Source organism: Dietzia sp. NCCP-2495 (genome assembly GCF_026011735.1).
Taxonomy (GTDB): domain Bacteria; phylum Actinomycetota; class Actinomycetes; order Mycobacteriales; family Mycobacteriaceae; genus Dietzia.
The window spans coordinates 314,333-326,619 of record NZ_BRVN01000001.1; the positions used below are offsets into that span (position 1 = coordinate 314,333).

At 70.0% G+C, this 12,287-nt stretch carries 12 protein-coding genes; all 12 read right to left on the reverse strand.

The features are described from left to right. Nucleotides 1-6 precede the first annotated feature (6 nt). The gene (locus tag OPF83_RS01475) at nucleotides 7-345 is read right to left on the reverse strand and encodes a P-II family nitrogen regulator (RefSeq protein ID WP_264885428.1); all 339 of its coding nucleotides are present in this window, start codon (nucleotides 343-345) and stop codon (nucleotides 7-9) included. Nucleotides 346-389: 44 nt separating this feature from the next. Then, nucleotides 390-1,685, reverse strand: a complete 1,296-nt coding sequence (locus OPF83_RS01480; protein ID WP_264885561.1) for an ammonium transporter — start codon at nucleotides 1,683-1,685, stop codon at nucleotides 390-392. 288 nt (nucleotides 1,686-1,973) lie between these two features. Then, the gene (ftsY, locus tag OPF83_RS01485) at nucleotides 1,974-3,512 is read right to left on the reverse strand and encodes a signal recognition particle-docking protein FtsY (protein WP_264885429.1); all 1,539 of its coding nucleotides are present in this window, start codon (nucleotides 3,510-3,512) and stop codon (nucleotides 1,974-1,976) included. Nucleotides 3,513-3,582: 70 nt separating this feature from the next. Beyond that, entirely contained in the window at nucleotides 3,583-7,149 is a 3,567-nt protein-coding gene (gene smc, locus OPF83_RS01490; protein ID WP_264885430.1) for a chromosome segregation protein SMC, read from the reverse strand. Between the two features lie 16 nt (nucleotides 7,150-7,165). Further along, nucleotides 7,166-7,462: an acylphosphatase gene (locus OPF83_RS01495; protein ID WP_264885431.1), complete on the reverse strand. Its 297-nt coding sequence runs from the start codon at nucleotides 7,460-7,462 to the stop codon at nucleotides 7,166-7,168. Next, on the reverse strand, nucleotides 7,459-7,938 hold the full coding sequence (locus OPF83_RS01500) for an OsmC family protein (RefSeq protein WP_264885432.1): 480 nt from the start codon (nucleotides 7,936-7,938) through the stop codon (nucleotides 7,459-7,461). Before OPF83_RS01500 ends, OPF83_RS01495 begins: the two co-directional genes overlap by 4 nt. Nucleotides 7,939-7,970: 32 nt before the next feature. Then, nucleotides 7,971-8,882: a bifunctional DNA-formamidopyrimidine glycosylase/DNA-(apurinic or apyrimidinic site) lyase gene (mutM, locus tag OPF83_RS01505; RefSeq protein ID WP_264885433.1), complete on the reverse strand. Its 912-nt coding sequence runs from the start codon at nucleotides 8,880-8,882 to the stop codon at nucleotides 7,971-7,973. A 6-nt stretch (nucleotides 8,883-8,888) separates the two neighbouring features. Continuing rightward, on the reverse strand, nucleotides 8,889-9,587 hold the full coding sequence (gene rnc / locus OPF83_RS01510; protein ID WP_264885434.1) for a ribonuclease III: 699 nt from the start codon (nucleotides 9,585-9,587) through the stop codon (nucleotides 8,889-8,891). Continuing rightward, on the reverse strand, nucleotides 9,584-10,162 hold the full coding sequence (locus tag OPF83_RS01515; protein ID WP_264885435.1) for a DUF177 domain-containing protein: 579 nt from the start codon (nucleotides 10,160-10,162) through the stop codon (nucleotides 9,584-9,586). Before OPF83_RS01515 ends, rnc begins: the two co-directional genes overlap by 4 nt. 23 nt (nucleotides 10,163-10,185) lie before the next feature. Beyond that, nucleotides 10,186-10,977 carry a DivIVA domain-containing protein gene (locus OPF83_RS01520; protein ID WP_264885436.1) on the reverse strand — a complete coding sequence of 264 codons (792 nt, stop codon included), beginning with the start codon at nucleotides 10,975-10,977 and terminating at the stop codon, nucleotides 10,186-10,188. A 111-nt stretch (nucleotides 10,978-11,088) separates the two neighbouring features. Continuing rightward, nucleotides 11,089-11,562, reverse strand: coding sequence for a pantetheine-phosphate adenylyltransferase (coaD, locus tag OPF83_RS01525; RefSeq protein WP_264885437.1), 474 nt, complete (start codon nucleotides 11,560-11,562; stop codon nucleotides 11,089-11,091). A 2-nt stretch (nucleotides 11,563-11,564) separates the two neighbouring features. Next, nucleotides 11,565-12,152, reverse strand: a complete 588-nt coding sequence (rsmD, locus tag OPF83_RS01530) for a 16S rRNA (guanine(966)-N(2))-methyltransferase RsmD (RefSeq protein WP_264885438.1) — start codon at nucleotides 12,150-12,152, stop codon at nucleotides 11,565-11,567. Between the last annotated feature and the right edge of the window lie 135 nt (nucleotides 12,153-12,287).

The following is a 12,287-nucleotide window of genomic DNA, read 5'->3' on the forward strand; positions in this document are numbered from 1 at the left end:
TGCCGCTCAGAGCGCGGCCGGGCCCTCCTCGCCGGTACGGACGCGGACGATGGACTCTACGGAGGTCACCCAGACCTTGCCGTCACCGATCTTCCCGGTCCGGGCGGCCTCGACGATGAGCGGGACGACGGTGTCCACGGCGTCATCGTCGACCACCACCTCCACCCGGATCTTCGGCACGAAGTCGACGGTGTACTCCGCCCCCCGGTAGACCTCGGTGTGTCCCTTCTGGCGGCCGTAGCCCTGGACCTCGCTGATGGTGAGGCCGTGGATTCCGGCCTGCTCCAGTGCTGCTTTGACGTCGTCGAGCGTGAACGGCTTGACGATCGCAGTGACGAGTTTCATGGTTCTGCTTCCTCTTCTCGGTGGTGTCGGCGACCGTGGACGGGTCAGCGGATGAGCGCGGTGGTGGAGGCCTCGTATGCCGACTCAGCGTGCTGGGCACCGTCGATCCCGGAGTTCTCGTCGGAGGTCTCGACGCGCCAGCCGAGCGGCCGGCAGATCGCCCAGGCGATCACCGTCATGACCGAGGTGAACACCAGCGCCGCCAGAGCGATCACGATCTGGATCACCAGGAGCTTCCACCCGTCACCGGAGTAGAACAGACCGGCCGCGGTATCGAAGGTGCCGGTGGCGAACAGTCCGATCGCGACCGTGCCCCAGAGCCCGGACACCAGGTGCACGCCCACCACGTCGAGCGAGTCGTCGTATCCGAACCGGTACTTCAGGCCCACCGCGAGGGCGGAGAGCATTCCGGCGACCGCGCCGATCGCGACGGCTCCGAGCGGACTCACCGAGCCTGCCGCCGGGGTGATGGCCACCAGGCCCGCGACGATGCCGGAGGCGGCACCGAGACTCGTGGCGTGTCCGTCGCGAAGTCGCTCGGCCAGAAGCCATCCGAGCATTGCCGCAGCGGTGGCGGCGGTGGTGTTGACCCAGGCCAGGCCGGCGGCGCCGTTGGCGCCGAACGCGGATCCCGCGTTGAAACCGAACCATCCGAACCACAGCAGGGCGGCACCGAGCATCACCACGGGCAGGTTGTGCGGACGGTAGGCGGTACGGCCGAACTCGAGACGCCTGCCGATGAGCAGGACCAGGACGAGCGCGGCGATGCCGGAGTTGATGTGGACCACCGTGCCACCGGCGAAGTCGATCGGGGCGACAGCGGCGGTCAGTCCGCCCTCACCGTCGTCGACGGTGCCGAAGATCATGGCGGCGAGGCTGTTCTCCGAGTGGGACAGCAGTCCCCCACCCCACACCATGTGGGCGAGCGGGAAGTACGCCAACGTCACCCAGACCCCGGCAAAGGCGAGCCAGGTGCCGAACTTCACTCGCTCGGCCAGCGCTCCCGAGATGATCGCCACGGTGATGATCGCGAACGTGACCTGGAAGGCGACGTCGACGACCTGCGGATAGGCACCGGAGCCCGACGCTACCCACTCGGACGCGTCACCGATCACCCCGGACAGACCGAACATCTCGAAGGGGTTGGCGAACACGCCCAGGACCGACTGCCCGCCGTAAGACATCGACCATCCCCAGAGGAGGTAGACGATACCGACGACGCCCATCGCCCCGAACGACATCATCATCATGTTAAGCACGGACTTCTGGCGGGTCATCCCGCCGTAGAACAGTGCGAGAGCCGGGGTCATGAGCAGCACCAGCGATGCCGCCATGAGCATCCAGGCAGTGTCCCCCGTGTCGAATTGACCTGTCACGATAGCGGTCCTTCTCGTCGGTGGAGGGGCGTCTTGTCGCACCCTCGTCTCGAGAGAAGAGATTTCCGTCAGCGTGTTGCGCTCGATGCGCGCTTTCGTTTCCTACTGGTTACGCAGCGCTCGCTCTGGTTCCGATCCTGTATCCGGAAACGCACCGCAGGCGCCTGGATGGGCGGGGTCGCTGCCCCGACGCTGCACCATCGCGACGCTGTGCCGTCGCGGCGCCTGTGGCGCCGCGCCGTACCGAGGCGATCAGCTCCCGAGCAGGGCGTCCACGAACGCCTCCGGGGTGAACGGCGCGAGGTCATCGGCGCCCTCGCCCAGTCCGACGAGCTTTACCGGAACGCCGAGTTCGTGCTGGACCTGGAACACGATCCCGCCCTTGGCGGTTCCGTCGAGCTTGGTCAGCACGACGCCGGTGATGTCCACGACGTCCTTGAACACGCGGGCCTGCATGAGTCCGTTCTGGCCGGTGGTGGCGTCGATGACGAGCAGGACCTCGTCCACGTCTGTCTTCTTCTCCACCACGCGCTTGACCTTGCCGAGCTCGTCCATCAGGCCGGCCTTGGTGTGAAGTCGGCCGGCGGTGTCGACGAGGACGGCGTCCACACCGGTGTCCACGCCCCGGGCGACGGCGTCGAAGGCCACGGACGCGGGATCGGCGCCCTCCTTGCCCCGGACGATCTCGGCGCCCACCCGTTCGCCCCAGGTCTGGAGCTGGTCTGCGGCTGCGGCCCTGAACGTGTCCGCCGCACCGAGCAGGATGGTGCGGCCGTCGGCCACGAGGACCCGGGCGAGCTTGCCGGTCGTCGTGGTCTTACCCGTGCCGTTCACGCCCACCACGAGGAGGACGGCCGGAGTGCCGTTGTTGGGCAGGGCCTTGAGCGACCTGTCGTACTCGGGATGGAGGTTGTCGACAAGAGTCTGACGCAACAGTTCCCGGACCTCGGCCTCGGTCCGGACACCGCGGGTCGCGATCTGCTCGCGGAGGGTGTCCACCACTCGCTCGGTCATGGCGGCACCGAGGTCCGCCATGATCAGGGTGTCCTCGATCTCCTCCCACGCGTCCTCGTCGAGGTCACCGGCTCCGAGGAGGCCCAGCAGGCCCTGACCCACGGTGTTCTGCGACCGCGAGAGCCGGCCGCGCAGTCGGTCGAGTCGGCCCGTGGACGGATCGATGCGTTCGACGGGAGCGACCGGCTCCGGGGTGCCCGTGATGCCGTCGGTAGAAGGTGCGGGCAGCTCCTCGTCCGGCACGTCCGACGGTGCGACGACCGGCTCGACGGGAGCGGGCTCGACGACCTCGGTCGCCGTGCTGGGGCCGGGCTCGACGTCCGGTGCCGGCTCGACGGTCGGCGCGGTGGCAGCCGGTGTCGCAGGCGTCGGCTCAGGTTCCGGTCGGGGCGTCGGCTCCGCCTTCGGTTCCGACTTCGGTTCCGGCGTCGGCTCCACCCGGGGCTCGGCCGGCGGTGACACCGTAGCGGCGCCACCGGTGGCCGGGGTGTCCGGCGTGTCGGGGCGCGGCGCCTTCTCGCGGGGCAACGGCTCCTCGCGTCGCAGCGGCTCCTTCTCCGGGGCGGCTGTCGCCGTGGATCCGGCGGGAGCGAACGAGAAGCCCGTCCCTGCCTGATAGTTGCCGGAGCGCTCCTGCTGGGTGAGCTCCTTGTGCTCCTCCGGCTTGCTGAGGGAGATCTGCCGCTTCTTGCGCAGCTGCAGTCCCACGACGAGCGCGATGACGGCGAGCAGCAGCACTACGGCGACGGCCACGATGATCCAGGTGGTGGTATTCACGGTGCCCAGTATGGCCGAACCCCTCGAGTGGGTTCACGGGTGCGGGGTCCTGCACCGGCGTCGAGGCCGGTCAGCGCATCCGCTTGGAGATCACCTTCGAGATGCCATCGCCCTGCATGGACACGCCGTAGAGCACGTCGGCCACGTCCATGGTGGGCTTCTGGTGCGTGATCACGATGAGCTGACTGGTCTCGCGCAGTTGCTCGAACAGGCCGATCAGCCGGCGGAGATTGGTGTCGTCGAGTGCCGCCTCGACCTCGTCCATGACGTAGAACGGGCTGGGTCGGGCCTTGAAGATCGCGACCAGCATCGCCACCGCGGTCAGGGATTTCTCGCCACCGGACAGCAGGGAGAGGCGCTTGACCTTCTTCCCCGGTGGGCGCGCCTCCACCTCGATGCCCGTGGCGAGCATGTCCTCGGGCTCGGTGAGTACGAGCCGGCCCTCGCCGCCGGGGAACAGCGTCGAGAAGACACCACGGAACTCGCGCTCGACGTCAATCCACGCCTCGGTGAAGATCTGCTCGATCCGCTGGTCGACGTCGTCGATCACGCCCTCCAGATCGGACCGCGCCTTCTTCACGTCGTCGAGTTGCGTGGACAGGAACGCGTAGCGTTCCTCCAGGGCAGCGAATTCCTCCAGTGCCAGCGGGTTGACTTTGCCGAGGGTGGCCAGGTCCTTCTCGGCACGCTTGAGCCGACGCTCCTGCTCGGCGCGCACGAACGGCATGGGTGGCGGCGGGGTCACGTCCTCGCCACGCTCGCGGGCCGCCTCGTACTCCTCGATTTCGAGCGCTGACGGCGGGAGGTCCACGTCTGGGCCGTAGTCCGTCACGAGTGTCTCGGGCTCGATGCCGTGGCGCTCGAGGACGGAGGCCTCGAGCTCGGACACCTTGACCTCGAGCTGCGCGCGCACGATCTCGTCCCGGTGCGCGGCGTCACCGAGCCTGGTCACCTCAGACTCCGCTGCGGCGAGGTCGGTCCGGAGCGCCGCGAGGGCGGTGGTCGCCTCAGCACGCCCGGCGGCCAGGCGGTCACGCTCGGCCCCGGTGGTGCCGATCACCTCGTCGAGTCTGGCGAGCAGTCGCTGGCTGAGCTCGTCCACGACCCCCGCCACCTCGGCGCCGCGACGCCTCGCGGCAGCGGCCCGGGCAGCCCGGGCCCGCGCCTCGCGCTCCGCCTGGGCCGCGCGGCGGAGTGACGCGGACTTTCCGCGCACCCCGGAGGCCCGCTCCTCGGCGGAGCGGTGGGCGAGCCTGGCTTCGATCTCCGCGGCACGGGCGGAGGAGACCTCCGCCTGCGCGGCGATGCGCCCGTCGTCGGCGGGCAGCTGCTCGTCGTCGGATTCGTCCCCGGCGCGGGCGAGCCGATCGACGAGCTCGGCGTGCTCCACGCGCGCGGCGTGGAGCTTGTCCACCGCGATGCGGCGCGTCTGCTCCAGGCGTCGCACGTCGGCCTCGGCGCGACGACGACGCTGACCGATTCGCGCCAGCTCGGCATAGATCTCCTCGATCGCCGCGTCGGACTCGGTGATCGCGGCCATCGACTCCGAGTAGCGGTCGGTCCGCTCGGCGTCCTCCGCCTCGGCGCCGGCGAGTTCGGCGCGGGTCGTCTCGAGCTCGGCTCGCACGGCGTCACGCTCGGCCACGGCGGCGTCGATGGCGGACTGGATCTCGATGCCGGTCCGTCCCGACGCCGAACCGCCCACAGCCCAGCCGGGTCCGGCGAGCTCCCCGTCGCGCGTGACCGCGCGGACACGTCGATCGGCGTCGACCTGGGCGAGCGCCGTCGCGAGATCATCGACCAGGACCACGTCCACGAGCAGGGCCGTGACGGGGGCGACGAGATCCCCGGGGATGTCCATCACGTCCAGCGCCCAGCATGCCCCGCTGACCAGGTCCACCTCGAGTCGATAGTCACCGCCGGCGGCTCCTCGCCCGACGAGTCCGGCGCGACCGGCGTCGGCGTCGCGCAGTGCCGCCAGGACCGCGGAACGGTCCACGTCGGGGTCGACGACGACGGCGTCCACGGCCGGCCCCAGAGCGACACCCACCGCACGTTCCCAGCCGTCCCGGACGGCGAGCATCTCCCCCACCGTCCCGGCGACCGAGTCCGGGCCGAGATGGCGGATCACCCAGTCGGCCCCGTCACCGGCGCCCTTGTTCTGCTCGAGGGTCTCGATACGCGCGGCGAGGCGGGCGATCTCCTGATCCGCCTCCCTGTCGATCTGGCGGAGTTCGGCGAGCCGGGCACGGGCGGACAGGTGGGCCCGTTCGGCCCGTCCCAGGTGTTCGTCGAGGGTCTGCTCGCCCTCACCGTGCAGACCGACCCGGGCGTAGACCTCGTCGAACTCCGCCTCGGCAGCGGTGACCGCGTCGCGCGCGGACACGGTCTCCGCGTCGACGCGGGCGATCTCGGCTTCGGTGGATTCGACGTGCGCAGCCAGTGTCTCGACCTTGCCGGCGAGTCGGGCGACGCCCTCGCGACGGTCGGCGATCGCCCGGACCGCCTTGAGGTGCTCGGCCTCGAGCGCGGCCAGCGCCGACTCCGCCGCCGAGAGCGCCTCCGTGGCCTGCCGTGCCCGGTCCGCGGCCTGCTCGACGTCCGCGAGGAGTTCCTTCTCGTGCGCCTCCGCCCGCTCGGCCTGGCGCTCGAGTTCCTCCGGATCCGTGCCGTGGTGCACGGCCACCTCCGCGGCGAGGGAACGCGCACGGTCGGCGGCGATGCGGGCGGTGGCGCGGGCGCGCTCCGCCAGGGTCGACAACGCGAACCAGCGTTGCTGTGCGGCCTCGGCGTCGGGGGTCAACCGGTCGAGTTCGGCCTGGGTCCGGGCGACCCGCTGCGCGAGTTCGTCCCGGCGGTCGACTGCCTCGGCGACCCGGTCCTCCAGGCGCTTGCGCACACTCTCGGCGTCCGCGAGTTCGCGGCGTCGGGTCACCAGGTCGTCGGCCGCCAGCCGGAAGGTCGCGTCGCGCAGGTCCGCCTGGATGGTCTGGGCACGGCGGGCCACCTCGGCCTGGCGTCCGAGCGGTTTAAGTTGGCGGCGAAGTTCGGAGGTGAGATCGGTGAGTCGGTCGAGGTTGCCCTGCATGCCGGCGAGCTTGCGCTGGGCCTTTTCCTTGCGACGGCGGTGCTTGAGGATGCCCGCGGCCTCCTCGATGAAGGCGCGGCGTTCCTCGGGCTTGGACTCCAGGATCTCGGACAGCTTGCCCTGCCCGACGATCACGTGCATCTCGCGCCCGATCCCCGAATCGGACAGGAGTTCCTGCACGTCCATGAGCCGGGCGCGGTCACCGTTGATCTCGTACTCGGCCGCGCCGTCGCGGAACATCCGGCGCGTCAGCGAGACCTCGGCGTAGTCGATCGGCAGTGCGCCGTCGGAGTTGTCCAGGGTGAGCGTGACCTCAGCACGGCCGAGTGGCTGCTTGCCGGCAGTACCGGCGAAGATGACGTCCTGCATCTTGCCGCCGCGCAGGGTCTTGGCACTGTGCTCACCCATCACCCACGTCAGCGCGTCGACCACGTTGGACTTGCCGGAGCCGTTGGGGCCCACAACGCAGCAGATGCCGGGTTCGAATCTCAGGGTCGTGGGCGCCGCGAAGGACTTGAAGCCCTTGAGCGTCAGCGACTTGAGATACACGGGTACTGATCCTAGGTCAGCGCTCGACGAATCCCGTGAGGCCACCGCGTGCCGGTTCAATGGTGTCCACGACGAGATCCACCCGGCCCGGCGTCGATCCCCCGCGCAGCGCCTCGAGCAGGGCGGTGCAGGCGGCCGAGCTGCCCTCCGCCACGACGTGGACGCGGCCGTCCGGCTTGTTGGCCGCGTACCCCGTCAGGCCCAGCTCGAGTGCTCGGCTACGGGTCCACCACCGGAACCCGACGCCCTGGACGTGGCCGTGCACCCACGCCACCAGCCGGACATTGCCCGAGCCCTGTTCCGACCCCGTCACCGCGCGGTGTCCCCGGCCTCGAAACCCGTCTCGATCGCGAGGTCGATCTCCGTTCCCGCCTGGAGGGTCCGGCCCACGGTGCAGGCCTTGTCCACGGAGCGCCGGATCATATCGACCAACCGCGCAGCCGCCTCGGGATCGAGCTCCGACATGTCGAGCTCGTAGCGCTCCTCCAGCAGTGGGTAGCGCTCGTTGGAACGGTCGGCGTCGCCGGAGATGCGCACGGTCGCCTCGTAGTCGTCCCCGAGCCGTCGCGACACCGTGAAGTCCGACGCCATCGCAGAACACGCGCCCAACGCGATCTTGAGCAGCTCACCGGGGGTGAACACGCCCTCCACGTCCGCGGATCCGATCTCCACCCGGGCCCCACGCGTGGACATGCCCACGTACCGGCGCGTGCCGGTCCGCTCCACACGGAGTTCGGTGTGTCCGGGCGCGATCGGATCGGTGGAGGTCTGCGGGGTCTGTGACGTCATGCCGATTATCGTACGGTCGGAGCGACCCGAGCTCACCTGGCGCGGGGTCCCGTCGGCCGCCGCACGGAGCGCCGTGGCGCGGGCTGACACGACGGACAAAAATGCGAGCCACGGTTCATGAAGTCCTCGCGCACCACCGGTGTGCCACAGCGGCCGCAGGGCTCACCCGCCCGGCCGTAGACGTCCAGGGACCGGTCGAAGTACCCCGACGCCCCGTTGACGTTGACGTACAGAGCGTCGAACGAGGTTCCGCCCGCCGCCAGCGCATCAGCCATCACATCGCGGGCGTGGCCGAGGATCTCAGTGACGGTCCGCAGCGTGAGCGCCCCGGCACGGCGGCGGCCGTGCACCCCGGCCCGCCACAGGGACTCGTCGGCGTATATGTTGCCGATCCCGGCCACCACGGTCTGGTCCAGCAGAAGCCGCTTGACCTCGGTGTCGCGCGACCGGATCCGACGAGCGGTCGCGATCAGGTCGAAGCCGTCCTCGAACGGATCGGCCGCGATATGGGCGGCCGGCGCCGGCAGGAGTACTCCGGTGCCGTCGCGGGCCTCGGTCAGTGGCACGACGGTCCACCCGCCGAATGTCCGCTGGTCGACGAAGCGAAGCTCGGTGTCGTCGTCCAATATCGCCCGGGCGTGCAAGTGCCGCACCGGAGGCGCACCGGCACCGGTCACCAACATCTGCCCGCTCATACCCAGATGGACCAGGAGGCAGTCGGCGCCCGCCGCGTCGCCGGCGTCCAGGGTCAGCCACAGGTACTTGCCGCGTCTTCGCGCTCCGGTGACCGTCCGGCCGCGCAGTCTGTCCTCGATCTCGGTGGCACCCCCGGGCTGCCGTCGAGCGGTCCGGAGGCCGGTCACGGACACCTCGACGATACGGCGGCCCACCACGTGGTCGGCGAGGCCGCGGCGGACGACCTCCACCTCGGGTAGTTCAGGCACCGTGGATCAGCCGGACTTGCTGTCCAGGGCTGCCCAGGCCTGCTCGGCGGCCTTCTGCTCGGCCTCCTTCTTGGTGCGACCGACGCCCTCGCCGAGACGGTCCTCCCCCACGAGCGCGATCGCGGTGAAGGTCTTGTCGTGATCCGGGCCCGTCGAGGTGATCTCGTACAGTGCCTTGGGCCGTCCGAGCGAGGCGACCTTCTCCTGCAGGCTGGTCTTCCAGTCGAGCGCCGCGCCCAGGGTCGGCACGACGGTCAGTCGCTCGCCGATGATCCGCTCGATCAACTCGCGTGCCGGCTCCAGTCCGTGGGTGAGATAGACGGCGCCGAACACCGCCTCCATCGTGTCGGCGAGGATCGAGTGCTTGTCGCGTCCTCCCGTGAGCTCCTCGCCCTTGCCCAGCCGCAGATGCGCTCCCAGGCCGTCCGGCCCGAGCTCGCGGGCGATGTCCGCCAGCGCGTAGGTGTTGACCAGGCTCGCCCGGATCTTCGCCAGGTCGCCCTCGGGTCGATCGGGGTAGGCCCCGTAGAGGTACTCGGTCACCACCAGTTCGAGCACCGCGTCGCCGAGGAACTCGAGTCGCTCGTTGTGCGGCAGCCCACCGTGCTCGTAGGCGTACGACCGATGCGTCACCGCCTGAGTCGCCAGTTCCGTGGGCAGGTCGACGCCCAACACCCCGGTCAGCCCGGAGACATCGGTCGTCACTTCCCCTCCTCGTCGGAGCCGAGGGAACCGAACTTGTCGGCCAGACCGGCCCACCGTGGGTCGATCCGGCCCTCCTCGTCGCCCGAGACGCCGTCCGGCGCGGGGATGTCCGGATTGATGCAGGTTTCGTGGCCGTAGTCGGTGCAGGTCGGCGAGAGCGGGAACTCCAGGCCGAACGCGTCGATGAGCGCGGGCTCCAGATCCAGCATGTCACCGTCCAGGAGTCGAACCTCGTCCTCCTCGGCGTCCGCGGCCGCCTTGCCCTCGATCGCGTACATCTCGGTGAGGTCCACGCCGACGTCGGTGCGGAACTCCCCCAGGCACCGCGCGCACTCGACACGGGCGGAGCCGGTGACCGAGCCGGTGACGAGGATCCCCTCGTCCACGAAGGTGAGGGTCAGGTCCAGGTCGAGTTCGGATCCTTCAGGGATCGCGATCATCTCCACGCCGATGGTCGTCGGCACAGCGGCACCGCGCCGGACCTCCATGGTGGCGCTGGGGTTCCGCCCGAGACTGCGGGTGTCGAGGACGAGCGGTCCGGACGGGAATCGATGGGTGCGAGGCTTGGTGGACACGCCCAGCAGAGTACCCGCCGGACTCAGTAGTCCCGGTAGCCGTCGCTGTAGGACTCCTCATCGTGACCGAGGCGACGCCCGGACGCCTCGCGCCGTCCGCCCGGGCCCACCCCGTGCAGCTCCTCGCGGCCGCGCGTGACCGTCCGGATGGTGGCGCCGAGGAACTCCTCGAAGTGCGCCATTTTCTCGTCGATGTAGGCGTCGCATTCCTCGCGCCGACGGTCGCTCTCGGAGTGCGCGGCGTCGCGGACCCGGGCGGCCTCCTCGTCGGCGATCCGGACGACCTCGGACTCGGACAGCATCCGCTGCTGCTCCTGGCGGGCCTCGGTGATGGTCCGGTCGTAGATGATGTTGGCCTGCTCGGTGAGTCGGTCGGCCTCGGCGCGGGCGCGGGCGGTCGTGGACTCGGCGTCGCGGCGGGACCGCTCCAGCAGGTCCGAGGACTCCGCACGCGCATCGGCGACCACGCCGTCGGCATGGATGGTCGCCTCGGCGACCATGCGATCGGCGCGAGCTTTGGCGTCGGCGAGCATGGCGTCGGCGTCCTCGCGGGCCTCGCGCAGCGTGCGCTCGGCCTCGGCGTCGGCGGACGAGAGGGTGTCGCGCGCGGCGGCGTCTGCGTCGGCCAGGACGCGGTCGCGCTGATCGAGCACGTCCTGGGCGTCGTCGAGCTCGCCAGGGAAGGAGTCGCGGATGTCGTCGAGCAGTAACAGGGATTCGTGTCGGGGAACGACGCAGTTCGCCGTCATGGGCAGACTGCGGGCGTCCTCGATCATCGCGTTCAGTTCGTCGAGGGCCTGGAACACTCGGTACACGCTCGTCCCTTCACCAGTTCGTCACTCTTGCCACAACAGTGTGCCCGCAACACAGGCGTCTCGGCTGCTACGCCAGCGGTGTGTCCGCGTCTCCGAGACCGGAGGATCAGATCAGCTGAGTCGTTCCCGCAGTGCCACCGCGACGGGCTCGGGCAGCAGATGGGAGACGTCACCGCCCAGTCGCGTCACTTCCCGGCACAGCGACGAGGAGACGAACGACAGGTCCGAGCGCGTGGGCAGGAACACGGTGTCCACGCCGGCGATCGACCGGTTCATGTGCGCCATCGGCAGCTCGTAGTCGTAGTCCGTCGAGTCACGCAGTCCCTTGATCACGGCGGTGGCACCCTGCTCCCGGCAGTAGTCCACGAGTAGTCCGTAGAAACTGTCGACCCGGACGCCGGGGATGTCCACGCAGACCTGGTCGATGAGGGCCTTGCGCTCGTCGATGGTGAAGGTGCCCTGCTTGTTCGGGTTGGCCACCACGCAGACGATCACGTCGTCGAACAGCGTCGCAGCCCGCTCGATGACGTCGAGGTGCCCGAGGGTCACCGGATCGAAAGAGCCTGGGCACACGACTGTGGTCATGATCAGACCGTATCAACCGGGCGGGCCATCTCGACGGCGGTCGCACCGTAGGTGCGTTCGAACTCGACCTCGAACCCCTCCGGCCACCGGACGGCCGGGTCCCGCTTGGACCGTTCCCAGACCACCAGCGCGTCCGGCGCGAGCCAACCGCCGTCGAGCAGTGCCTGCAGGACCGGCTCGTCGAGGGCGCCGGAACGGTCGTACGGCGGGTCCGCCAGGACGACGTGGAAGCCGCCGGGGACGGGGCACGGTCCCCCGACCGCGCCGGGCAGTGCGGCACGCTTGATTGTCGCCCGGACCGGTGACGACGACGACAACGACCCCAACCCGGCCGTGTTCGACTTCAGACACGCCACGGCCCTGGCGTTCTTTTCGACGAACCAGGCGATGTCGGCACCGCGGGAGACGGCTTCCAGCCCCAGTGCGCCGGAACCCGCGAACAGGTCGAGCACCGCCGCTCCCTCGAGATCGACCCGGCTGACGATCGCACTGAACAAAGCCTCTCGCACCCGGTCGGTGGTCGGGCGGGTGCCCGCCGGGGGCACGGCGATCGACAGACCGCGGAGGCGGCCGGAGATGATGCGGGTCATGTCAGTCCTCCTCGATGTCGTGTCGGGTCGGCGATCTGGGTGGGTCGGTGGCTGGGTGGGTCGGTGGCTGGGCGGGATCGGTGGCAAGGTGGGTCGGTGGCTGGGCGGGATCGGTGGCAAGGTGGGTCGGTGCCG

Bases quoted from the DNA above. Each gene is read 5' to 3' on its own strand.
- OPF83_RS01475 (WP_264885428.1), bottom strand. From the start codon at position 345: ATGAAACTCGTCACTGCGATCGTCAAGCCGTTCACGCTCGACGACGTC.
- OPF83_RS01480 (WP_264885561.1), bottom strand. From the start codon at position 1,685: ATGCTCATGGCGGCATCGCTGGTGCTGCTCATGACCCCGGCTCTCGCA.
- OPF83_RS01500 (WP_264885432.1), bottom strand. From the start codon at position 7,938: ATGACGTCACAGACCCCGCAGACCTCCACCGATCCGATCGCGCCCGGA.
- coaD (WP_264885437.1), bottom strand. From the start codon at position 11,562: ATGACCACAGTCGTGTGCCCAGGCTCTTTCGATCCGGTGACCCTCGGG.
- rsmD (WP_264885438.1), bottom strand. From the start codon at position 12,152: ATGACCCGCATCATCTCCGGCCGCCTCCGCGGTCTGTCGATCGCCGTG.